Here is a 23,283-nt window from a genome sequence, read left to right as displayed (position 1 = left end):
TTGCGCTCAGGGTGTCAATCTTGGTGGTAGGTGGCTCGAAGGCCAGCCCTGGTGATGCTGGACCAGGAAGTCCACCAACACCCGAACCCGCGCCGGCATTGCCGGGCCGCCGACGAACACGGCATGAATCGGCTCCCGGTCGCCGGGATTGTAGGCTTCCAGCAGGGGCACCAGTTGCCCGTTGTTGAGGTCATCGCCAACCGTGAATGTACCAATGCGCGCGATGCCGGCGCCCAGCCTGGCCAATTGGGCCAGTGCCTCGCCACTGCTGCACTCCAGGTTGCCGGTGACTTTAAGGGAAAATTCCTGACCGTCTCGGCGAAACGGCCAGTCGGGCTCCGCGCGGCGGAAGTTGAAGCGCAAACAGTTGTGGCGGGCCAGGTCTTCTGGTTCTACGGGGGTACCGCAGCGTTGCAGATAATCGGGGGAAGCGACGATCACCTGGCCGGTATCGCCAATGTAACGGGCGCTCAGGGAACTGTCCGGCAAGTGGCCGAAGCGCAGCGCGACATCGGCCTGGCCGCCAGCAATGTCGACCAGTTCGTCGCCCAGCGTAAGGTCGACCAGCACTTGCGGGTACAGGGCGCTGAACTGCGCCAGCAAGGGCACCACCGTGAGCCGTGCATGCCCCAGTGCGGCACTCACCCGCAGCCGGCCCCTGGGTACACCCTGGTCGGTGATCGCCTCTTCGACCTCATCCATGTCGGCCAGGATCCGCCGCGCGCCGCGCAGGTAGGCTTCGCCCTCAGGGGTCAGCGAAATGGCCCGCGTGGTGCGCAGCAGCAGGCGGGTACCTAGACGCTGTTCGGTACGCGCGATGATCCGGCTGACGGCCGATGGCGTCAGCCCCAGCGCCCGCGCCGCCGCAGACAAGCTGCCCGCTTGCGCGACCTTGGCAAAAATCTCCATCTCTCCGGACCTGCCGTTGAAGTCCATTTGTGCCTCGTGCGCAAAGGTGATTGGCAAAGATGCGGTCTAGTGCATTCGTTTGGCGGATCGTAGCATTCTGGGCATAGATAAGGAGCCCTCCATGCGCATCAATCCACCTCTCGTCGCACTCGCCATCGGTGCCTTTGGCATCGGTGTCACCGAGTTCGCCCCCATGGGCATGTTGCCCAGCATTGCCACAGACCTTGGGGTATCGATACCCGCCGCCGGGCTGCTGGTCAGCGCCTACGCCCTCGGCGTGCTGATCGGCGCCCCGCTGATGACCCTGGCCACCGGCAGGGTGCCACGGCGTTACCTGCTGATCGGGCTGATGGCCATTTTTACCCTGGGTAACCTGATGTCGGCCCTGGCGGACGACTACGCGAGCCTGCTGGTTGCCCGCGTGGTGACCTCGCTCAACCATGGTGCGTTCTTTGGCATCGGCTCGATTGTTGCGGCCAGCGTGGTGCCGCCTGAAAAGCGGGCAGGGGCCGTGGCGGCCATGTTCATGGGGCTGACGCTGGCGACCATCGGCGGTGTGCCGCTGGCCACCTGGTTCGGCGAATTGCTGGGGTGGCGTACGGCATTCTGGGGGATTGCGGGCCTTGGGCTGATTGCGATGACAGCGTTGTGGTATGCACTGCCCAACGTGCCGCTGCCCAAAAGTGACGGGGCCTTGGCCGAGATCCGCGTGCTCTGCCGTGGGCCGGTGCTGGCGGCGTTGGCACTGACCATGGTGGGCTCCAGCGCGATGTTCACCGTCTTCACCTACATTGCGCCGATCCTGCACAGCGAAGCCCAGGCCTCCACCACGTTCATCACGGTCATGCTGGTGTTGTTCGGTATCGGCCTGACCTTGGGCAACATGTGGGGCGGCAAGGCTGCGGACCGCTCGGTCGACCGTACGTTGATCGTCTCGTTGGCGGTACTGATCGCCGTGCTGCTGGTGTTCCCGTTGCTGATGCCCTGGTCAGTGCCCACCGCATTGGCTGTGCTGGTGTGGGGCGCGGCCAGTTTTGCCCTGGTGCCGCCACTGCAGATGCGCGTGATGGAAGCGGCCAAGGAAGCGCCCAACCTTGCATCGGCGGTGAACATCGGGGCGTTCAACCTGGGCAACGCGATAGGCGCCGCGCTGGGGGGAGCGGTGATCAATGCGGGGTTGGGCTACCCGGCGATTTCCCTGGCGGGGGCGCTGATGGCGGGGTTGGGGCTAGTGATGGTGTTGCTGTTTGCCTGGCGCTCGCGGGGCGTGGTGGCGTCGAAGGCAGCCCAGGTGCCGGCTTGATCAATCAGTCATGTGTTGTTCCGTGAGAGAGGGGTTGTTACACGGCATAAGCGCCTGGGACGGCCATCGTCACTGTGCTGCGAGGCGCTCTTCAGCTAGCATGCGCTGTTGCCAAGCAAGCCGTGCCCAAGCGCTCAAGGCTTATCCCTCCCTCCAGATCCGAACTTCTGCATGACTGTCTTCTACCTCAAACTCTTCATGACCCCCATCCTCATGCTGGCCATTTCGCTTGCGGGTAAACGCTGGGGTGCGCAAATTGGCGGGCTGCTTTCCGGGCTGCCGGTCACCTCGGCGCTGGTCATGCTGTTTCTCAGCCTTGAGCAGGGCGAGGGCTTCGCGTCGTTGGCCGTACCTGGGGCATTGGCCGGGGTGGCTGCCGTGCAGGCGACCTGCTTGTTCTACTACTGGGTTACCCGACACATTGGTGCCTTTGCCGGCTGCATCGCGGCATTGGTCTTCTTCGTCGTGGCAGCGTTGGCAACCAGCCACCTGGGTTGGGTGGCATTGTCCGTGATTGCCACGCTGTTACTGGTCATCGCCATTGTCGTTGCCACCTCGAAACCTGCAGACGCGAGCGCTGCGCGTTATGTGCCGATGCCCCGTTGGGTCATCCCGATGCGCATGATGACGGCCACGTTGCTGCTGCTGGTGATCACGGCAAGCGCGACCTTGCTCGGCCCGGTGGTCAGTGGGATGCTGGCGCCGGTCCCGGTCATCGCCTGGCCTCTTGCGGTATTCGCCCACGTCCAGGGCGGGCGCCAGGAACTGGCTGCGATCGTACGTGGCAACGGTATTGGCGCCGTGGGCGTGGTGGGCTTTTACCTGGTCCTGCAAAGTACACTGTTGCAGTGGGGGGCGGTAACGTCGGTTGCCGTTGGCGTGTTGCTGGCAGTGATGGTGACCTTCGTGTTGGCGAAGTTGCTGGAGGCACGCTGAGCCTAAGTTGCACGCTCAGTCAGCAACCCAGTCAACTTTGTCATCCCGATGGATGTGCTTGTGCTTTAGGTCGTGGGGGCGCAATGCGCCCCCGGCCATAGTGCCTACTACCCAGCGGTGCAACCAGTGCCCTAGATGTGAAGGGCCTACGGCGTGCCGTTTCTGCCGTGAAGGCAAAACGCACGGCGCTGGCTTAGCCGTTCGTAGTAAGCCCTGACTGCCGGCAGGTGAGGGTGCTCGAAGGGTGTCTCGAACCAACGGTTGACCGAAAGGCCGATAGGAATGTCGGCCAACGAGAACCGGCTACCTGCGACATAGGCGCCGGTAGCGGCGAGCTGACGATCCAGAATCTGCATGTAGCGGCCCCAGTCCGCACAGCCGGTGGCCAGTGCTTGCGGGTCCTGGTGGGCGGGGGAGTGCCTGACCAGCGACATGAACGCGTAGCTCCACGACTTGTTGAGGTCCGATGCCTGCCAGTCGATCCACTGATCGATACGTGCTCGCGCTTGTGCCTCGGCCGGGTAGATGGCGCCCTGGTCATGGCGCGTGGCCAGGTAGCGGATGATGGTGTTGGATTCCCACAGGGTGAAGTCGCCATCCTGGATCACCGGGATCATGGCGTTGGGGTTCAGCGCCAGGAATTCGGGTGTGTCGGTAGCGTTGAAACCCGAGCCCCAGTCTTCCCGCTCGTAGGGGATATCGAATTCGGCACAGGCCCAGAGGACTTTTCGCACATTGATGGAAGACGCTCTGCCCAAGATCCGTAACATGGTTTTCGTCCTTGTCTGTGGAAGCCTGATCGTCGTTCACGGCATGCCCACGGTCAAGAACAACCGCGCAAACAGCCCCGTGGCAGACATCTTCGCCGGGCTCTGGCAGGGTACAGCGCTCAACACCCCGGCTGTCGATGTTGAGGGTGACTATGCTCACTTATCTGGGGCCGGCGTGGTCACCTACAACATGCCGGCTGGGGCTGAGTTTGCTGACGCTGCCCGGGGTGGCCATGCTGATGGCGTCGCTGCCGTCACTACTAGGGTGCTGAACGCTTGCCTGGGCGCCACTAAATGGGCACCCTTGGGCCGCTTGAATCGTCAGTATCACGACAGAAGGAAGTGTGTGTTGAGCTGGGACAAAGTCGGCAAAGTCCTCGTAGCCCTGCTGATTGGCCTGATGGTCATGGTGGTGGCTTATGTGGTGATCAAAGGCAGCCCTCGTCTGGAAGCCTCCCTGACCTATGCCTACCTGACCTACCCGAGCCAGTTCAGCGAGCGCATCAGCAAGGCCAGCGAGCAGCTCAAGTACGAGCAGTTGCAGGGGCGTATCAACGTCATCAGCGAAGGGCAGTTGAACCATGACCAGGTCGAGCGGTTGATCGAACTGGCCCAGGCGCCTTACGCCCAGCTGTTCGCCAAACCCTTCGAGGCGGGGCTGGTGGACCACCGTACCGGTCTGCTCATCGACCTGCGCAACACCGGTGATGCGCCTGTGCGCCTGGTGAAGATCCGCCTGCCGGCCAAGGGCCTGGTGCAGGTGCGCGATGCCGCGGGCAACGACACCATTGTCGAAGCCGCCACGCCCCTGGTCGAAATACCCGCCATCGAACCCGGTGGGGCCTGCAAGGTGTGGGTATATTTCGACGCTGATTACTCGCAAATCCGCCAGGGTGGTGTCAGCATTCGTCACGCCGACGGCGCGGCCGACGTGCAGGTGTACCGCGAGTTCAGCGGTTTCCCTGCACTGATGGCGCGCTACAGCCGTGAAGTGTTGGTGCTGTTGGGCGTGCTGGGGTTCAGTGTGCTGGCGTTGGCTTACGCTTGCCTGTCACGCCGACGCGTGCCGGTGTTGCCGTCCTGACGTACCCATCGAATCAGTGACATTCATCGTGTAGCGCCAGGCTTTGGCGCAATTGTTCCAGCAAGGCAGCGCGCAGCGACTCGGGGGCCTGGACGCGAATCGCCCCGGCCTGTGACAGCAACCAACCCATCAACGCCCGGCTGTCGTCGACGGTGGCTGCCAGCGTGGCGCCGCCGTCTTGCTGCGGGGTCAGTTGCATGTCCGTGGAAAGCGGTTGCTGTTCGAGGCGACGGGCGAGCGTGTCATCGACCCACGCACGCAGCGCGATCTGGCGTACCGCAGAGAGCGCATCCGGTTGCAGTTGCTGCGCTTCGGCGAGGCTTAGCCCGGGCTGCCAGTACCACCCATAGGGCATGCCTTTACTGTTGCAGTGCAGCGGGAACAACGCGGACAGCTCGACCAGGTCGCGCTCGACGGTGCGCTTGCTGGTGGTGTGGCCCACCAAACTCAGGGCAGCCTGCAACTGCATCGAACTCATGCCAGGGTGGCGGCCAGGCAGTAGCTTGAGCAGCTCCCATTGGCGGGCGATGGTGTGGCGGGTAGGGTGGCTGGGCAAAGGAGGCTCGTCCGTGAGTGCCAGGCGCTTAGCGTTCCTGGGTGGTGGCATTTAGCTATCGCTCAAAGCATACCTTGCCCGCGGATGGGATCCAAATTTTTAGGCGCTCATGGCTTGTTATTGGTAGGTACTTTGACCAAAATATTGGTCTTAATTGAGGTCGATCACCATGCAGAACATTTTCGCTGGCGTAGCGGTAAGCGTGTCGGAACTGAAAAAGAACCCAACGGCGGTAATGTCCGGAGCCGCAGGCATGCCCATCGCCGTGCTCAATCACAATCGGGTGATGGGGTACATGGTACCGGCCGAACTCTACGAAGCCATGATGGAGCGGCTCGAAGATATCGAGCTGAGCGAGCTGGCCAAGTCCCGACTAGGTGAAAAAGGCGTGCCGGTATCACTGGATGACCTATAAGCTTGAGTTCCTTCCTTCGGCGTTGAAGGAATGGGGCAAACTCGGCCATACAGTGCGTGAACAGGTCAAGAAAAAGCTCCGAGAACGCTTGCAAGCACCCAGGGTGCAGGCCGATGCCCTACGAGAGTTGCCCAATCACTTTAAAATCAAGCTCAAGGCTTCTGGGTATCGCCTCATCTACCGGGTCGAAGATGAGCGGATCGTTGTAGTTGTAGTTTCTATTGGCAAACGCGAGCGTAGCGAAGTCTATGACTCAGCTAAAAGGCGGTAGAAAAGCGTTAAATCAAAGCAGTGCTTCACAGTGTGCGGATCATTTTCAACCCAATCCTACTCCTGCCCGTTATCCAGGCACTGCTGCATTGCCTGGATAAACATCTCCTCCGCGCGACTCAGGCGCTGCTCCCGGTTCCACAGCAGGTGAATATCGACATCTGCGATCCCTTCCTGCGGCGGTAGCTTCCATAGCAGTCCCGCTGCTACATCCGGGGCTACCACATGTTCCGGCAGGCAACCGATGCCAAACCCCGCAATCACCAGTCGGCGCACCTCTTCAAGGCTGGGCGAAGAGGCCACGATCCGCCCAGAGAAACCTTGTTGGTCACGGAAAATGGTGAGCGGCGAGAGCATCCCGCCAATCTGGTCACTGGTGAAACTGACGAAGTTCTCACGCTGCAGGTCGCCTTCAAGCTGGCCGAACATCGCATGGTGCTTGCCGCAGAAAAACGCATAGCGCTGGCGCAGAAACAGCCGCTGCTCCAGTCGCGGTTGAGGCCGCCGGTTGAGGCTCAGGCCTGCCGTGGCGGTTTTCTCCTGCAAGGCGGCGACAATGTCGGAGCTGCGCATCACGTCGATTTCCAGCTCCACCCGCGGGTGCTGGCGGTGGAAGTCGGCGAGAAAGTCGTCAAAGCGCTCGCTGACGATGCGGCTGATCATCAGCAGGCGCACCTTGCCCACCAGTTCGTCCGCCGGTTGTTCCAGCAGCCCGCCGATCTGCGACATCTGCCCGTACACCTCGCCGGCCAGCAAGAACAACTGCTCACCCATTTCGGTCAACACGAAGCGCGGCCCGCGCCGGGCGATGAGTTGCCGGCCGAGCTGTTCTTCAAGACGTTTGAGCGCCTGGCTGACCGCCGGCTGGGTAAGGTGCAGCCGGGCGGCTGCGCGGCTGATGGACAGCTCCTGGCCGATGACCCGGAAGGTGCGCAGCAGGTTCCAGTCGAGGCGGTCGTTGAGCAGGCGGTCAGACATTGTCGGGCTCGATGATAAGCGTGGCTAATAGTTCGAATAATAAATAGAAAGCTGGCTAATCATAGCCCCGGGACGATAAATCGCAGCCATACACCGACCAAGCGCCCCCTGAGCGCCCGCGCGGCGCTCGATCTCAAAAACGCTGGAGATGTCAAGGCGACCCCCGCCACAGCACGGCCCCTACAGCCCACCCCGCCGCACATGCTTCACCAACACCTTCTCCAACAACTCCCACATCGCCGGGTCCGTACTGAACGCCACATTGAAGCGCATCCACCCGGTCGCCTTGGCATCCACCATGAACAACTGCCCAGGCCCGAGCATGATGCCTTGCTCCAATGCATCGTCCAGCAGCGCCGCGCTGTCTGGGATCGCCGGGTGGCGGGTCCAGATGTACATCCCTTCGTCCGATTCGGTGAACAGCTCAAAGCCCAGCCGGTGCAAGTGCCGGCCCACTTCCTGGTGCGCCTCGGCCAAACGCTGGCGCAGGCGTTTGAGGTGTTTGCGCCAGCGCCCATCGATGATCGCGGCGTACACCACACGCTCCATCACCTGCGAGGTGGTGAGGCCTGAGCGCATTTTCAGGTGCACCAGTTTCTGCATCAACTCCGGGTTGGCCATCATGTAGCCGACCCGCACGTTAGGCGAAATACTCTTCGAGTAGCTGCCGACATACACCACCTGTTGCAGGTGATCGAGGCTGGCCAGGCACGGTTGCGGCTCGGCGACCATGTCGGCGTACAGGTTGTTTTCCACCAGGCGGAAGCCATGCTGGCTGGCCAGTTGCAACAGGCGGTGCAACTGCGGCAGCGGGGTGCGCGAGCAGGTCGGGCTGTGCAGGTGTGGCTGGGTGAAGAACGCGGTGGGGCGGTGGTGCACCAGCAACTGCTCCAGCTGGTTCAGGTCGTATCCGGCAGGGGTGCGCGGCACGCCGACCAACGTCGCACCCTGGGTGCGCAGGATGCTCATCAGGTTGGGGTAGCCTGGGTCGTCCACCAGCACCACGTCGCCTGGGCGTACCAAGGTGCGCGCGGCCAGGTCCAGGGCCTGGCTGGCGCCGTGGGTAAGCATCAACTGCGCCGGGTTGGCGACGATCGACAGTTCTTGCTGCAGGTTCTGCGCGGTCAGCGTGCGCAGCTCGGCCAGGCCCATGGGGTCGCCGTAGCCAGAGAGTTCCAGCGGGCTCCCGGCAACCTGGCGCAGGCCACGGCGCAGGCCGTCTTCGTACATCCAGTCATTGGGCAACCAGCCGCAGCCGGGCTTGAACGGCAGTTGGCGGATCTCGAAGATCTGTTGCAGGTACCACTCGGAGTTGAACGTTGGTCGACTGGTGTCGGCCTCGGCGTTGTGTTTGTCCAGCAGCTCGCCGGCCGCGCGATTGATGAAAAACCCCGCGTTGCCCCGGCTTACCAGCAGCCCCTGGGCGACCAGGCGATCATACGCCTCGACCACGGTGAAGGTACTCACCGAGTAGGTCGCGGCAAAGGCGCGGATAGACGGGACCTTGGCCCCAGGCTTGAGCGTCTGGTTGTCGATCAGCTCGCGCAAGCCGTCGATGATCTGGTTGACCAGCGGGGTTGGGGAGTCTGGATGTAATTCGAACATTCGGGGGCCTTTCAGGGTGCGTAGCGCTAGCGCTCGCAGGGTGTATTGCAATGGCGACCTGTACAGTGCAGTGCGAGATTCATGCCACTGTGCATGGCTCTCTGCGTCGGACATTTTTACATTAGGTGTCGGATATCGCCACATAAAGCATGTTCAGTTCGCTCGAAGGGCAAACCTTGGGGCGCGTCAGCAGGCCGCCATGGATGGCCTGCGTGTGTTTGTTCACACCATCCTGCCCGCATTAGCACTGATGTACAGGTGAGGCCGCTAGCCATCGGGGTCTCACAGTTTTCCTTGGATAAAAAGAAGCACGGGGTACACAACTGATGGACGCAACATCCACAACCACCACCGCGAAAGGCGAGCACGAGAGCAAGCTCAGTGCCTCCCTCAAGTCGCGCCACCTGACGATGATGTCGATCGCCGGGGTTATCGGCGGCGCCTTGTTCGTCGGTTCCGGCAGCGTGATCCACAGCGCCGGCCCGGCCGCTGTCCTGGCCTACCTGGCAGGCGGCATCCTGGTGGTGCTGATCATGCGCATGCTCGGCGAAATGGCGACGTCCTCGCCTGACACCGGCTCGTTCTCCACCTACGCCGACCGCGCCATTGGCCGTTGGGCGGGCTTCACCATCGGCTGGCTGTACTGGTGGTACTGGGTCATCCTCATGGCGTGGGAAGCCTACGTGGCCGGCAAGATCCTGCACGGCTTCTTCCCTGACGTCAGCGTCAACGTGTTCGTGCTGGCTACGACCCTGCTGCTGATCACCGTCAACTTCTTCAACGTCAAGCACTACGGCGAGTTCGAGTTCTGGTTTGCCTTGATCAAGGTGATCGCCATCGTCTGCTTCCTGGTGGTGTGCACCGCGGCCGTGATGAACGTCTGGCAGTTCGGTGAGGTGCGCGGCATCAGCCATCTGACCGCAGAAGGCTTCATGCCCAACGGCATCACCACGGTGATTGGTGCCTTGCTCGGGGTGATGTTCGCCTTCCTCGGCGCCGAAATCGTGACCATCGCGGCATCCGAAGCCAAGGACCCGGCTGCACAGATCGTCAAGGCCACCAACTCGGTGGTGTGGCGTGTGTGCCTGTTCTACGTCGGTTCGATCTTCCTGATCGTCTGCCTGGTACCGTGGAACGACCCGCACCTGGGCGAATCGGGCTATGGCGCTTACCGCCGTACCCTGGAGCTGCTGGGCGTGCCGTATGCCGAGCTGCTGATGAACTTCGTGGTCCTGACCTCGGTAAGCAGCTGCCTGATCTCCGGTCACTACACCGCGTCGCGCATGCTGTTCTCGCTGTCCCAGCGTGGCGACGCGCCGTCGTTCTTCAAGATCACCCGCGCCGGCACCGGTGTACCGGTGTACGCGATCATGGGTTCGTGCGCCGTGGCGGTGGTGTGTGCGCTGATCAACTTCAGCGAAACCCTGCGCCCGAAAGACGTGCTGGACACCCTGATGAACACCACTGGCATGATCGCACTGCTGGTGTACCTGGTGATCGCCTTCTCGCAGCTGCGCATGCGCCGCAAGCTGATTGCCGAAGGCAAGGAAGTGCGTCTGCAGATGTGGCTGTTCCCTTGGCTGACCTACCTGGTGATCGCCTTCATCGTGGCGGCCCTGGTGACCATGGCCTTCATGCCTGACTACCAGATCCTGGTGATCTCCACCGGTATCGCGGCGGCGGTCGTGGTAGCCATGGGTGTGGTGCATCAGATCCGCAGCGCCAAGCGTCACTAAGCGTCAGTTGTGGTTCGAGACGGCCGGCTCCCTTGGGGACCCGGCCGTTTCGCGTTGATGGGCCGGGTTTTTGTCCGGCGGCATGTGGAAGCGCTGGTTCATCCAGGGTGAGCCGAGGAGGGCGGCGGCGCCGATCAGGGCGAGGATGGCGAGGGCGAGGAAGGTTTTCATGGGCATGTGCATATAGGGGCTGACTTCAAGGATAGACGCTCGGTTCCGGCCCGCGAATAGACCCTAAGTGCCAGTACTTGGCTTATGCTGGGCACATTGCCCGCCCAAAGGAGCCGCACATGGCCTGGTCCGCCACCCAGTATTCCCTGTTCGAAAACGAGCGCACCCGCGCCGTCCGCGATCTGCTGACCGCCGTGCCGCCACACCCGGTACGCCATGCTGTCGACCTGGGTTGCGGCCCTGGCAACTCGACCGAGGTGCTGCTGCAGCGTTACCCCGATGCCCAGGTAATAGCGCTGGACAGCGACCCGGACATGATCGAAAAAGCCCGCGAGCGCAAGCGGTTGTGCGTGCCCCGCGTGCGCTGCGTCATTGCCGATATTGCCGAGTGGGCCACCCCCGAAAAGCAAGACCTGATCCTGGCCAATGCCTCGTTGCAATGGGTGCCTAACCACGCGTCGCTGTATCCGCGCCTGGTCAGCCAGTTGAGCGAGGGCGGCAGCCTGGCGGTGCAGACCCCGGACAACCTCGACGAACCGGCGCACCGGCAGCTGCGCGAGATCGCCAGCCAAGGCCCTTGGGCCGCCAAGTTCGCCGACTTTCAGCTACCGCCCAGGCACAACGCGGCGTTCTATTACGACCTGCTCAGCCCGTTGTGCGCGCGGGTGGATGTGTGGCGTACCACGTACCATCACCCGTTGGCCGGTGGCGCCGAAGCGGTGGTGGAGTGGTTTAAAGGCTCGGCCTTGCGCCCCTACCTGGCCAGGCTGGACGCGCAAGAGCAGGAAGGCTTTGTGCAGATGTACCTGCAGGCGATGCAGCGCGACTACCCGCCTGCCACCGACGGCAAGGTGTTGTTGCCGTTCCCGCGGTTGTTCGTGATCGCTACGCGGTAGGGCGGCGCCAGCGCCAGAGCACGTAGCCGTAGATGCCGAGGTTGAGCAGCAGCACGATGGCGCCCAGCAGCCATTGTATCTGCGGCGTCAGCCCGGCCGGGTAGATCAGCGGCCAGACGTAGTGCTCGACGAAGCCGCCGTGGTAGCCGGCGTCGCCGGCGGCGAAGCGCATGCGGTTTTCCCAGTCGGTCAGCGGGCACTCCAGGTGCAGCCCTTCCACCGCCAGGCCCCAGGCCAGGGCGGGCAGGTGGACGAGCAGGGCGGTGCGCCACTTGAGTACCAGCAGGCCGCCGAACAGCACCAGCAGGATGAAGGCCAGGTGCAACAGCACCAGAGCGTCGGCGGCTAATCGCAAGAGCATGGGCGTGATCCTCAATCATTGGTACAGCTTTACAGCCCTTCTTCAACCATCTGCAAGAACGTCGCCACCACTCGCCGCGTACGTTGTTCGCTCAAGCACACCAGTGTCTCGGTCAAGTGCCGCTGGCAATCGACAATCGGCAACGCACACACCCGCGCATCCGCGCCAAACTCCGCCGCCGACACCACCCCCACGCCAATCCCCACCACCACCGCCTCGCGCGCCGCTTCCCGGCCCTCCACCTGGATCGCCGGCCGAATCCGCAGCCCGGCCCGTTGCATCTCCTCCTCCAGCGTCTGGCGCGTTACCGAACCGGGTTCGCGCAGCACCAGCGGGGTGTCATCCAGATCCGCCAGGCTGATCGAACCCCGACTTGCCCAAGGGTGGTGGTGGGAAACGAACGCGACCATCGGGTCGCGGCGCAGTGGCAGGCAATGCAGGCGCTCATCGTCGACGTCCCGCCCCAGCAGTGCCAGGTCCGCCTGGTAGCTGAACAGCCGGGCCAGCGATTCATCGGTGTTGCCGGTTTCGATCTTCACCTGGATACCCGGGTAGCGCTGGCAGAACCGGGCAATCTGCGGCAGCACGTGCACCGGTGCGTCCACCGCCAGCACCAGGCTGCCGGTGTGCAGGGCGCGGGAGTCCTGCAGCAGCTCGTGGGCTTCGGCTTCGCAGGCGAACAGGCGCTGGCTGATGCCCAGCAGGCGCTCGCCCAGGTCGGTCAGTTGCACCGAGCGTTTGTTGCGGTGGAACAGCAGCACGCCGAAGCGCTCCTCAAGTTTGCGCACCTGGTCGGAGATCGCCGGCTGGGTCAGAAACAGCTTCTGCGCCGCACGGGTGAAGCTGCCGTGCACCGCCACCGCGTGGAAGGCCTTGAGTTGAGCGTGTGACACCGACATGACGCCTCCAGTAACAAGCTGAGCTTATGTGTGAAATACGATAAATCGATTTTATTTATCAGTCACCAACTGTTTCCATACCCCTCAGCCCAACGCCGGTGCCACAAGTGCCGGCCGGGCCATGGTGCTCATACAGCGCCATCTGACCCGATGACGGGCCGCCGTCATCGCTGTGCGCAACACAAGAACAAGACAGGCGTTTCTTCACATTCTGCCGGCACACTTGAGCAAGAGGTCAGACTCACATGAACCAGTCCCTAGCCACGTTCAAACGTTGGCGTATGCAGATTTTCGCAATCACCTGGCTGGCCTACGCCGCCTTCTACTTCACCCGCAAGGCCTTCTCGGTGGCCAAGCTGGGGATCGCCGAAGACCCCGCTTTCATGCTCGACAAGGCTGCCATGGCCAACCTCGACGCGATCTACCTGGCCGCCTATGCCGTGGGCCAGTTCACCTGGGGCATGCTCGCCGACCGCTTCGGCCCCCGCGTGGTGGTGCTCGGCGGCTTGCTGATTTCGGCTGCGGCGGCGGTGGTGATGGGCAGCTACGCCACCTTCCCGATCTTTGCCACCTGCATGCTGATCCAGGGCCTGGCGCAGTCCACCGGTTGGGCAGGGTTGTGCAAGAACATCGGCAGTTTCTTCCCCGCAGCGCAGCGCGGGCGGGTACTGGGGTTGTGGAGCTCGTGCTATGCCTTTGGCGGCCTGGTGGCCTCGCCGTTTGCCGGTTGGTGGGCCTACACCCTGGTCGGTAGCTGGCACGCAGCGTTCTTCTCCAGTGCCGCGGTGGTCGCGCTGGTGGCCGTGCTGTTCTTTTTCCTGCAGCGCAACAAGCCTGAAGATGTTGGCTTGCCCGCCGTCGAGCCCGAGCCGCAAAGCATGGCGCCGGGCTCGAACCTGTGCAGTGTCTGGGCGCCCCTGCGCGAGATCCTGCGCAACCGCACGGTGTTGACCCTGGGCCTGGCCTACTTTCTGCTCAAACCTGCGCGCTACGCCATCCTGCTGTGGGGGCCGGTGATCGTCTTCGAGCAGATGCCGTCGGTGGGCAAGGTCGGTGCGGCGATCATCCCCACGGCCTTCGAGCTGGCCGGGTTGCTGGGGCCGATCATGATCGGCCTGGCCTCCGACAAACTGTTCGGCGCGCGGCGGATGCCGGCTTGCGTGATCAGCCTGGTGCTGTTGACGGTGACCCTGGCGGCGTTCATGGCGGCCATGCACACCGGAAGCGTGATGCTGGTGGTGGGCCTGCTGTTCGTCATGGGCCTGACCCTGTACGGGCCGGACTCGATGATCAGCGGCGCTGCGGCCATCGATTTCGGCACCGCCAAGGCCGGGGCTACCGCTGCGGGTTTCGTCAACGGCTGCGGCTCGGTCGGGGCTGTACTCGGCGGGCTGCTGCCCGGTTACTTCGATGGCGTCACGGTGTTCATCGTGTTCGCCGGCTGTGCGCTGTTCTCGGCGCTGGTGCTGCTGCCGCACTGGAACAGCCGCCCGGCCACAGCGGTACAAAGCCATGACGTGGCGCCCAACACCAGCATGGCCATCAAGCCACTGCGTACCTAAAGGAAAGCGAGCGAATGAGACCCTTCTGGCTGCAACAAGCCCTGGATGCTGCGCAGGAGGCGGCATGCCCGCCGCTGCAAGGCGATAGCCGTTGCGATGTGTGCATCGTCGGCGGCGGCTACACCGGCCTGTGGACCGCATTGATGCTCAAGGAGGCCGTGCCTGCGCTGGATGTCGTGCTGATCGAGGCCGACATCTGCGGTGCCGGTGCCAGTGGTCGCAATGGCGGTTGCGCGCTGTCCTGGTCGGCCAAGTACTTCACCCTCGAACGCCTTTTCGGCGCGGCCGAGGCCGTGCGCCTGGTACGTGAGTCAGAGCGCAGCATCGGTGCCATCGGGGCGTTTTGCGACGCCAATGGCATCGACTGCGACTACCGCCTGGACGGCACGCTGTACACCGCCACCAATCAGGCCCAGGTCGGTGCCACCGATGCGGTGATCGCCGCGCTGGAGCACAAGGGGATCAATTCGTTCCAGCGGCTGCCGCTGGAGCAGGTGCAGCGCCTGGCGGGGTCGGCGCGGCATCGGGAGGGCTGGTTCTCGCCGGCCGCCGCCACCGTGCAGCCAGGGCAGTTGGTGCGGGGCCTGCGGCGGGTGGCCTTGCAGCGTGGCGTGCGCATTCACGAAGGCACGGCCATGACCGGCCTGGCGCACGGTACCCCGGTACAGGTGCGCACGGCCCAGGGCACGTTGCACGCCGACCGTGTGGTACTGGGCCTCAATGCCTGGATGGCGCGGGCGTTCCCGCAGTTCGAGCGCAGTGTGGCGATTGTTTCAAGCGACATGGTAATTACCGAGCCGTGCCCCGAGCTGTTGCGTGAAATCGGCCTGGACACCGGCGTCAGCGTGCTCGACTCGCGCATTTTCGTGCATTACTACCACAACACCTCCGATGGCCGGCTGATGCTCGGCAAGGGTGGCAATACCTTTGCCTATGGTGGGCGCATGCTGCCGGTATTCGACCAGCCATCGCCGTACCGGCCGCTGCTGCGTGAAAGCCTGGCCGGGTTCTTTCCGGCCCTGGCGCAGGTGCCGTTGGCGGCCAGCTGGAACGGGCCGTCGGACCGCTCTGTAACCGGCCTGCCGTTCTTTGGCCGCCTGGACGGGCAGGGCAACGTGTTCTACGGCTTTGGTTATTCCGGCAGCGGCGTCGGGCCGTGCCACATGGGCGGGCAGATCCTCTCGTCGCTGGCGCTGGGGCTGGACAACCCCTGGACCCGCTCGCCGTTGGTCAAGGGGCCGCTGGGGCTGTTCCCACCGGAGCCGATCCGCTACCTGGGGTCGCTGATGGTGCGCAATGCCATTCGCCGCAAGGAGCACGCCGAAGACCGCGGCCTGCGGCCCCGCCACCTTGACGTGCGCCTGGCGCGTTTTGCGGCGGCGGCGGGGAAGGCCGACAAAGCGTGAGATTTCTTGTCGATCACATGCCCGAGGGCGTATAAACTGCACCCACTTTTGGCCGGTCGCTTCCTGAACTGGCCGTTGAAACAAGAGAGTCGACATGGGCGCACAGTGGAAAGCCAAACATAGAGAAACAGCGGCCAATGCCAAAGGCAAGGTCATGGGCAAGCTGTCCAAAGAGATCCAGATCGCTGCCAAATCGGGCGCCGACCCCGACATGAACCCGCGCCTGCGCCTGGCCATCGTGCAGGCCAAGAAAGCCTCGATGACCCGTGAGACTCTGGACCGGGCAATCCGCAAAGGTGCTGGCCTGGACGGTGATGCCGTGCAGTACCACGCGGTGAGCTACGAAGGTTTCGCACCGCACCAGGTGCCGCTGATCGTCGAGTGCCTGACGGACAACATCAACCGTACCGTCGCGCAGATCCGTGTGCTGTTCCGCAAGGGCCAGCTCGGTGCAAGCGGCTCGGTGGCCTGGGACTTCAACCATGTCGGCCTGATCGAAGCCACCCCGAGCGGCGATGCCGACCCGGAAATGGCCGCCATCGAAGCCGGCGCCCAGGACTTTGAAGACGGGGAAGAAGAGGGTTCGACCCTGTTCATCACCGACACCACCGACCTGGACGCGGTGCAGAAGGCCCTGCCGGAGCATGGCTTTACCGTGACCTCGGCAAAGATCGGCTACACCCCGAAGAACCCGGTGAGTGCTGCCAGCCTGAGCGCTGAGGCATTGGCCGAGGTCGAGGCGTTCCTCGAGGCGATCGACGAGAACGATGACGTGCAGAACGTCTATGTCGGCCTGACCGACTAAAAGCCGGGGCCGCTTTGCGGCCCATTCGCGGAGCAAGCCCGCTCCCACAGGACCCCGCTAACCTCAAACACTGCCGGGCCCTGTGGGAGCGGGCTTGCCCCGCGAATGGGCCGGTGAATTTGATAAAGGGGAGCCTGCATGAACCCAACTTTCGCCTCCCTGAGCCTCGCCCATCTACGCACCCTTGACTGCCTCCTGCAGCTTAAGAACCTCAGCCACGCCGCCGAACGCCTGGGCGTCAGCCAATCGGCCCTGAGCCGTCAATTGGCCCACCTGCGCGAAGCATTCGACGACCCGCTGCTGGTGCGCCAGGGCCGTGGCTATGTGCTCAGCGAGCACGCCGAAGCGTTGCTGGAGCCCCTGCGACAAATCCTGGAAGAGCTGCAAGCACTGCGCCAACCGGCCGTGTTCGACCCGGCCCGCTGCGAGCGGCGTTTCTGCCTGGCTGCCTCGGACTACGTCGCCGAGCATATGCTGCCGTTGCTGGTGGCGGCGCTGGAGCACGAAGCGCCCGGCGTCTCCCTCGAGTACCGCACCTGGCAGGCCGGCCAATACGCCTTGCTGGCCAGCGGCGAGATCGACCTGGCCACCACGTTGTTCGACGAGTCGCCCGCCAATCTGCATGGCCGCTTGCTCGGCGAGGATCGCGCCGTGTGCCTGATGCGCCGCGATCACCCGCTGAGTGCCCATGCCACGCTCAGCCAGGAGGACTACCTGGCCCACAAGCATGTGCGCATCTCCGGTGGTGGCGACAAGGACAGCTTCATCGACCGCCACTTGCGCGCTCAAGGCCTGCAGCGGCGGGTCAGCCTGGAAGTGCCGTTTTTCTCCGCCACCGTGCAGGTGATCGGCAACAGTCAGGCGGTGGCCACGGTGCCCGAACACATTGCCCGGCAACTGTGCCGCCTGCATGACCTGGCCTGGCGACCGCTGGGCTTTATCGATCACAGCCAGCGCTACTGGGTGGTTTGGCACCAGCGCCTGCAGGCCTCGGCCGAGCACCGCTGGTTGCGCAACCGGGTGTTTGACCTGTGGCGCCAGTCGCAGTTCGGCGTGCAAGGGGGGCATGCGCCAACGCCATAGGAGGTATGCGCGAAGCGGGGTTCTCTGCAGGGCCGGCGGCACCTAGACTGTCGGGCATGGATTGCCTGGGCCGGCCATTCGCGGGCAAGCCCGCTCCCACAGGTTAACGACAGCCCTGTGAGCTGTGATCACCCTGTGGGAGCGGGCTTGCCCGCGAATGGCCGGCTCAGGCAGCAAACTGCCCACAGGAGACCGCCCGTGACCCCCGAACAATTCCGCCAGTACGGCCACCAACTGATCGACCTGATCGCCGACTACCGCCAGACCGTGGGCGAACGCCCGGTCATGGCGCAGGTCGAGCCCGGCTACCTGAAAGCGGCCCTGCCGGAAAACGCCCCGCAGCAGGGCGAACCCTTCGAGGCGATTCTCGACGACGTCAATAACCTCGTCATGCCCGGCCTGTCTCACTGGCAGCACCCGGATTTCTACGGTTACTTCCCCTCCAACGGCACGCTGTCATCGGTGCTGGGTGATTTCCTAAGTACCGGCCTGGGCGTACTGGGCCTGTCCTGGCAGTCCAGCCCAGCGTTGAGCGAGCTGGAAGAAACCACCCTCGACTGGTTGCGCCAGTTGCTCGGCCTTTCAGGGCAATGGAGCGGGGTGATCCAGGACACCGCCTCCACCAGTACCCTGGTGGCACTGATCTGCGCCCGCGAGCGTGCCAGCGATTACGCGCTGGTGCGCGGTGGCCTGCAGGCTCAGGCCAAGCCGCTGATCGTCTATGTCAGCGCCCACGCCCACAGCTCGGTGGACAAGGCCGCGCTGTTGGCCGGGTTTGGCCGTGACAACATTCGCCTGATCCCTACCGACGCGCAGTTCGCGCTGCAGCCAGAAGCGCTGCGGGCGGCCATCGAGCAGGATCTGGCGGCCGGTAATCAGCCTTGTGCGGTGATCGCGACCACCGGCACCACCGCCACCACGGCGCTCGACCCGCTGCGCCCGATTGGTGAAATTACCCAGGCCCATGGCCTGTGGCTGCATGTCGATTCGGCCATGGCAGGCTCGGCAATGATCCTGCCTGAGTGCCGCTGGATGTGGGACGGCATCGAGATGGCCGATTCGGTGGTGGTCAATGCGCACAAGTGGCTGGGCGTGGCCTTCGACTGTTCGATCTACTACGTGCGCGACCCGCAGCACCTGATCCGGGTGATGAGTACCAACCCCAGCTACCTGCAGTCGGCGGTGGATGGCGAGGTCAAGAACCTGCGTGATTGGGGTATTCCGCTGGGCCGGCGGTTCCGTGCTTTGAAGCTGTGGTTCATGTTGCGCAGCGAAGGCGTCGAAGCGCTGCAGGCACGCTTGCGTCGCGACTTGGATAACGCCCAGTGGCTTGCCGGGCAGGTCGAGGCAGCGCCGGGTTGGGCGCTGTTGGCGCCGGTGCAGTTGCAGACGTTGTGTATTCAGCATCGGCCAGCGGGGCTGGAAGGGGAGGCGCTGGATGCGCATACCAGGGCCTGGGCCGAGCGGCTCAATGCTTCAGGGGAGGCTTATGTGACGCCGGCGACGCTGGAGGGACGGTGGATGGTGCGGGTGTCGATTGGCGCATTGCCGACCGAGCGCGAACATGTCGAAAGACTGTGGCAGCGACTGCAGGAAGTGATCAAGGGCTGAAATGGCTGGGGCCGCAAAGCGGCCCCAGCGTTCTATCAATGGCTTGCGGTCTGCAAGCTGCCTTTACGGCTGGCTTCGTACGCAGCCTTCTCCATCGGCTTGGCCTGCGGATTGCCCAGGTCTTCCATCGACAGGCGATGGGTTTCTGGTGCGATGTACGCCGCCAGGGCGCAGATGCAGGTGATGAAGAACGCCATGCCACCGACCACCAGCGGAATGTTGTCCGAGCCCGGTGGTGCCACCAGGGCGAACAGCGCCGGCAGCATGGCGGTCAGCATGGTGCCCATGTTCTGCGCGATGGCCATGGCCGACACACGGTAACGGGTCTGGAACAGCTCTGGGTAGAAGCTTGGGAACACCGCGTTATAGCCCTGGTAGACCATGCCCCACATGACGATCGAGGCCGCGAAGGCCAGCGGTACGTTCTGGATGCTGATCGCATACAGGTAGACGAAGGCCAGCAGGCCCGAACCCAGGCAGCCGGCGATCATGGTCGGGCGACGGCCGATCTTGTCGGACAGGTTGCCGACAAAGGGAATCACCAGCACCGCAACGATGTTGCCGACCACCGGAATCCACAGGTACACGCTCTTGTCGAAGCCGATGCCATACGCCGGCTGCACCGCGTAGGCTGCGCCGAAGATAGTGGCGACCACCGGAATCACGTTCATCAGGGCCATGAACATCACCAGCACCATGTGTTTCCAGCTGTGGCGGAAAGCCTCGCTGACTGGCGACTTGGCGACCTTGTCTTGTTTCTCTTCCTTCACGAATGCAGGCGTTTCGTGCACTTCCTTACGGATGATGAAGCCGGCGATCAACACCACCGCGCTCATCAGGAACGGAATGCGCCAGCCCCAGTCGTTGAAGGCTTCGCTCGGCATGAAGTAGGCCAGTGGCAGGAATACCGCCGCCGCCAGAACCTGGCCGGCCTGTACGCCTTGCAGGGTGAAGCTGGCGTAATAGCCACGTCGCCCGAACGGCGCGTGCTCCATGATCATCGAACTGGCGCCTGAGATCTCGCCGGCTACCGCGAAGCCCTGGACCAGGCGCAGCAGCACCAGCAAGACCGGGGCGAGGATGCCGATGTCGTGGTACGTGGGCAGCAGGCCCACAGCCATGGTCGACACGCCCATCAGGAACATGCACAGCAGCAGTACGTTCTTGCGACCGCGGGTGTCACCCCAGTGGCCAAGCACGATGGCGCCGACCGGGCGGGCCAGGTAGCCGACCCCGTAAGTGGCCAGCGAGGCGATGATCGCCATTTTGGGGTCGGTGTTGGGGAAGAAGATTTGCGGGAAAATCAGGGCCGCAGCCTGGGCATAGATGAAAAAGTCGTAGTACTCGAGTGCCGAGCCTATCCATCCACTGGCGGTCGCTTTCTTGGCTTGAGAGCTGGAGTGAGCCATCGGTGTCTCCGTTGTTCTTGTTGGTTCCCGCACGGCGCAAGGCGAGCGTGGGGGTTATCTCGGGAGTGGGGTCAAACGTGAAGAGCGGGTGTACGCCGCGCCAAGGCCGTGACAGACAGCCAGGAGACAGGTGCGGATCGCAAGGCGAGAGCAGTGTGCATAGGTCGGTACCCGGTTTTATTGAACTTATTATGTTGTGACGTTGGGCTTGTCAGCGCAGGTTGCTGCCCAACGACCGTCTCGGCAAGAAGGTGGCGGTCGGTGTGCCTGCGTCTGGTTTTAATGTTGACCACGGGGTGGCGGTGTAGCAATTCACGAAATCGGGTTTTGTTCGGTAATCGAACACAAAACTAACCATTCCGTACAAAGACGTTGATGAGGCGACTTTACCTGCGAATAATCCATCATGCCAGGCACCGTCACCGTCAGTTTCCTGCGCCGTCGTCCCCTAACAACAAGGAACTCCCGCCATGCAGCGTTCGATTGCCACCGTGTCCTTGAGCGGCACCCTGCCGGAAAAGCTCGAAGCCATCGCCGCCGCCGGTTTCGACGGCGTCGAGATCTTCGAGAACGATCTGCTCTATTACGCCGGCAGCCCGCGCCAGGTTCGCCAGATGTGCGCCGACCTGGGCATCGCCATCACCCTGTTCCAGCCGTTCCGTGATTTCGAAGGCTGCCGCCGCGAGCGTCTGCAGAAGAACGTCGATCGCGCCGAGCGCAAGTTCGACTTGATGCAGGAACTGGGTACCGACCTGGTGCTGGTGTGCAGCAACGTCCAGGCCGACGCCCTGGGCGACGAGCAGCTATTGGTGGACGACCTGCGCCTGTTGGCCGAGCATGCTGGCCAGCGCGGCCTGCGCATCGGCTACGAAGCCTTGGCCTGGGGCCGTCACGTCAATACCTATCAGCAGGTTTGGAACCTGGTGCGCCAGGCTGACCATCCGGCGCTGGGGGTGATTCTCGACAGTTTCCATACCTTGTCGCTCAAGGGTGACCCCAGCGCGATCCGCGACATACCCGGCGACAAGATCTTCTTCGTGCAGATGGCCGATGCGCCGATCCTGGCCATGGACGTGCTGGAGTGGAGCCGGCATTTCCGTTGCTTCCCGGGGCAGGGCGAAATGGACCTGGCGGGCTTTCTTGCCCCCATCCTCGCCACCGGCTACCGTGGCCCGCTGTCACTGGAAATTTTCAACGACGGCTTCCGCGCCGCGCCGCCTCGGCAGAACGCCGCCGACGGCTTGCGCTCGCTGCTGTACCTCGAAGAGCAGACTCGCCTGCGCCTGGAACAGGAGAACACGCAAATCGAACCTGGCGTGCTGTTCACCCCACCGGCGGCCAGTACCTATGACGGCGTGGAGTTTCTTGAATTTGCAGTCGATGAAGCCGTCGGCGCACGCCTGAGCAGTTGGCTGAAACGCCTGGGCTTCGCCGACGCCGGCAAACACCGCAGTAAGGATGTGCAACTGCTGCGCCAGGGCGACATCAACATCGTCCTCAATGCCGAACCCTACTCGTTTGGCCACAACTTCTTCGAGGCCCATGGCCCGTCGCTGTGCGCCACGGCGTTGCGGGTCAAGGACCAGCAGGCTGCCCTTAAACGCGCCACCGCCTTCCGTGGGCAGCCGTTCCGTGGCCTGGTCGGCCCCAACGAATGTGAAGTGCCTGCGGTGCGCGCGCCCGATGGCAGCCTGCTGTACCTGGTGGAGCAGGGTACTGCTGGCCAGACCCTGTACGACACCGACTTCAGCCTGGACAAAGCCGCCGCAGCCAGCGGTGGCCTGCGCCGTATCGACCACATGGCCCTGGCGCTGCCGGCCGAGTCGCTGGACAGCTGGGTGCTGTTCTACAAGAGCCTGTTCGATTTCGCCGCCGACGATGAAGTGGTGCTGCCCGACCCTTATGGCCTGGTCAAGAGCCGCGCCCTGCGCAGCCAGTGCGGCACCTTGCGCCTGCCACTGAACATTTCCGAGAACCGCAACACGGCCATTGCCCACGCATTGTCCAGCTACCGTGGATCGGGTGTGCATCACATCGCCTTCGATTGTGACGACATCTTCCGTGAGGTCGCGCGTGCCAAGTTGGCGGGTGTGCCGCTGCTGGAAATCCCGCTCAACTATTACGACGACCTGGCGGCGCGTTTTGACTTTGACGACGAGTTCCTGAGCGAACTGGCGTACTACAACGTGCTGTACGACCGTGACGCCCAGGGCGGCGAGTTGTTCCACGTCTATACCGAGCCGTTCGAGGAGCGTTTCTTCTTCGAGATCATCCAGCGCAAGGGCGGCTATGCCGGGTATGGCGCGGCGAACGTCGCGGTGCGTCTGGCTGCGATGGCCAAGGCCCGCAGCGGGGCAGCGCGCAAGCCGGTGCTGTAAGCGCCGCTACTTCATAACTTATCTTATTGTTCTAGCAAGGTCTGTGTGGGAGCAACTGTCTTCTTGTGGAAGCTGGCCTTGCCGGCGATGGGGCGCGTAGCGCCCCAGGCCCGGCTGTGCCGGGCATCGCCAGCAAGGCT

Annotated in this window: 22 protein-coding genes; 13 read left to right on the top strand and 9 right to left on the bottom strand. The window is 63.4% G+C overall.

The features are described from left to right. Positions 1-6 precede the first annotated feature (6 nt). Complete coding sequence (locus OGV19_RS13225; protein ID WP_264313792.1) at positions 7-936, bottom strand: LysR family transcriptional regulator; 930 nt, start codon at positions 934-936, stop codon at positions 7-9. Positions 937-1,030: 94 nt separating this feature from the next. Here OGV19_RS13225 and OGV19_RS13220 point away from each other — a divergent pair, with 94 nt between their 5' ends. Further along, entirely contained in the window at positions 1,031-2,212 is a 1,182-nt protein-coding gene (locus OGV19_RS13220) for an MFS transporter (RefSeq protein ID WP_264313791.1), read from the top strand. Between the two features lie 171 nt (positions 2,213-2,383). Continuing rightward, positions 2,384-3,148: a hypothetical protein gene (locus OGV19_RS13215; protein WP_264313790.1), complete on the top strand. Its 765-nt coding sequence runs from the start codon at positions 2,384-2,386 to the stop codon at positions 3,146-3,148. 146 nt (positions 3,149-3,294) lie between these two features. Here the strand turns inward: OGV19_RS13215 and OGV19_RS13210 are convergent, their stop codons facing one another. Continuing rightward, complete coding sequence (locus OGV19_RS13210; RefSeq protein WP_264313789.1) at positions 3,295-3,918, bottom strand: glutathione S-transferase family protein; 624 nt, start codon at positions 3,916-3,918, stop codon at positions 3,295-3,297. Positions 3,919-4,267: 349 nt separating this feature from the next. On the opposite strand from OGV19_RS13210, the gene OGV19_RS13205 reads away from it, so the two are divergent. After that, complete coding sequence (locus OGV19_RS13205) at positions 4,268-5,002, top strand: hypothetical protein (protein ID WP_264313938.1); 735 nt, start codon at positions 4,268-4,270, stop codon at positions 5,000-5,002. A 13-nt stretch (positions 5,003-5,015) separates the two neighbouring features. Here OGV19_RS13205 and OGV19_RS13200 read toward each other — a convergent pair whose 3' ends face one another. Further along, positions 5,016-5,558 carry a WYL domain-containing transcriptional regulator gene (locus OGV19_RS13200; RefSeq protein ID WP_264313788.1) on the bottom strand — a complete coding sequence of 181 codons (543 nt, stop codon included), beginning with the start codon at positions 5,556-5,558 and terminating at the stop codon, positions 5,016-5,018. A gap of 169 nt (positions 5,559-5,727) precedes the next feature. Between OGV19_RS13200 and OGV19_RS13195 the strand changes: the two genes are divergently transcribed. Beyond that, the gene (locus OGV19_RS13195; protein ID WP_264313787.1) at positions 5,728-5,973 is read left to right on the top strand and encodes a type II toxin-antitoxin system Phd/YefM family antitoxin; all 246 of its coding nucleotides are present in this window, start codon (positions 5,728-5,730) and stop codon (positions 5,971-5,973) included. Then, positions 5,963-6,244 carry a type II toxin-antitoxin system RelE family toxin gene (locus OGV19_RS13190; protein ID WP_264313786.1) on the top strand — a complete coding sequence of 94 codons (282 nt, stop codon included), beginning with the start codon at positions 5,963-5,965 and terminating at the stop codon, positions 6,242-6,244. The genes OGV19_RS13195 and OGV19_RS13190 overlap by 11 nt, the downstream gene beginning before the upstream one ends. Before the next feature lie 56 nt (positions 6,245-6,300). On the opposite strand, the gene OGV19_RS13185 is transcribed toward OGV19_RS13190, so the two are convergent. Next, a complete protein-coding gene (locus OGV19_RS13185) occupies positions 6,301-7,221 on the bottom strand; it encodes a LysR family transcriptional regulator (RefSeq protein ID WP_264313785.1) in 921 nt (306 codons plus the stop codon). A 180-nt stretch (positions 7,222-7,401) separates the two neighbouring features. Beyond that, a complete protein-coding gene (locus OGV19_RS13180; protein ID WP_264313784.1) occupies positions 7,402-8,826 on the bottom strand; it encodes an aminotransferase-like domain-containing protein in 1,425 nt (474 codons plus the stop codon). A gap of 326 nt (positions 8,827-9,152) precedes the next feature. Between OGV19_RS13180 and OGV19_RS13175 the strand changes: the two genes are divergently transcribed. Continuing rightward, entirely contained in the window at positions 9,153-10,562 is a 1,410-nt protein-coding gene (locus OGV19_RS13175; protein ID WP_264313783.1) for an amino acid permease, read from the top strand. Between the two features lie 3 nt (positions 10,563-10,565). On the opposite strand, the gene OGV19_RS13170 is transcribed toward OGV19_RS13175, so the two are convergent. Further along, complete coding sequence (locus tag OGV19_RS13170) at positions 10,566-10,745, bottom strand: hypothetical protein (RefSeq protein ID WP_264313782.1); 180 nt, start codon at positions 10,743-10,745, stop codon at positions 10,566-10,568. A 107-nt stretch (positions 10,746-10,852) separates the two neighbouring features. Between OGV19_RS13170 and tam the strand changes: the two genes are divergently transcribed. Next, on the top strand, positions 10,853-11,629 hold the full coding sequence (gene tam / locus OGV19_RS13165) for a trans-aconitate 2-methyltransferase (protein WP_264313781.1): 777 nt from the start codon (positions 10,853-10,855) through the stop codon (positions 11,627-11,629). Here the strand turns inward: tam and OGV19_RS13160 are convergent. Further along, positions 11,619-11,990, bottom strand: a complete 372-nt coding sequence (locus OGV19_RS13160; RefSeq protein WP_264313780.1) for a DUF2784 domain-containing protein — start codon at positions 11,988-11,990, stop codon at positions 11,619-11,621. The genes tam and OGV19_RS13160 overlap by 11 nt on opposite strands. A 29-nt stretch (positions 11,991-12,019) precedes the next feature. Then, entirely contained in the window at positions 12,020-12,889 is an 870-nt protein-coding gene (locus OGV19_RS13155; protein WP_264313779.1) for a LysR substrate-binding domain-containing protein, read from the bottom strand. 245 nt (positions 12,890-13,134) lie between these two features. On the opposite strand from OGV19_RS13155, the gene OGV19_RS13150 reads away from it, so the two are divergent. From OGV19_RS13150 to OGV19_RS13130, 5 genes are all read left to right on the top strand, one after another. Further along, positions 13,135-14,451 (top strand): MFS transporter, encoded by a 1,317-nt coding sequence (locus tag OGV19_RS13150; protein WP_264313778.1) that lies wholly within the window; start codon positions 13,135-13,137, stop codon positions 14,449-14,451. A gap of 14 nt (positions 14,452-14,465) precedes the next feature. Beyond that, positions 14,466-15,857, top strand: coding sequence for an FAD-dependent oxidoreductase (locus OGV19_RS13145; RefSeq protein ID WP_264313777.1), 1,392 nt, complete (start codon positions 14,466-14,468; stop codon positions 15,855-15,857). A 94-nt stretch (positions 15,858-15,951) separates the two neighbouring features. Then, positions 15,952-16,662: a YebC/PmpR family DNA-binding transcriptional regulator gene (locus tag OGV19_RS13140; RefSeq protein ID WP_264313776.1), complete on the top strand. Its 711-nt coding sequence runs from the start codon at positions 15,952-15,954 to the stop codon at positions 16,660-16,662. A gap of 138 nt (positions 16,663-16,800) precedes the next feature. Continuing rightward, complete coding sequence (locus OGV19_RS13135; RefSeq protein WP_264313775.1) at positions 16,801-17,745, top strand: LysR family transcriptional regulator; 945 nt, start codon at positions 16,801-16,803, stop codon at positions 17,743-17,745. A 198-nt stretch (positions 17,746-17,943) separates the two neighbouring features. Continuing rightward, entirely contained in the window at positions 17,944-19,356 is a 1,413-nt protein-coding gene (locus OGV19_RS13130) for a DOPA decarboxylase (protein WP_264313774.1), read from the top strand. Positions 19,357-19,391: 35 nt separating this feature from the next. On the opposite strand, the gene OGV19_RS13125 is transcribed toward OGV19_RS13130, so the two are convergent. After that, positions 19,392-20,765, bottom strand: a complete 1,374-nt coding sequence (locus OGV19_RS13125) for an MFS transporter (protein ID WP_264313773.1) — start codon at positions 20,763-20,765, stop codon at positions 19,392-19,394. Positions 20,766-21,235: 470 nt separating this feature from the next. Between OGV19_RS13125 and quiC the strand changes: the two genes are divergently transcribed. After that, entirely contained in the window at positions 21,236-23,143 is a 1,908-nt protein-coding gene (gene quiC / locus OGV19_RS13120) for a 3-dehydroshikimate dehydratase QuiC (protein ID WP_264313772.1), read from the top strand. Positions 23,144-23,283 lie beyond the last annotated feature (140 nt).

The sequence above is a fragment of the Pseudomonas putida genome (assembly GCF_025905425.1).
GTDB lineage: Bacteria > Pseudomonadota > Gammaproteobacteria > Pseudomonadales > Pseudomonadaceae > Aquipseudomonas > Aquipseudomonas putida_AF.
The sequence above is the reverse complement of the archived record's forward strand: the minus strand, read 5'-3'. Positions and strand labels throughout refer to the sequence as shown.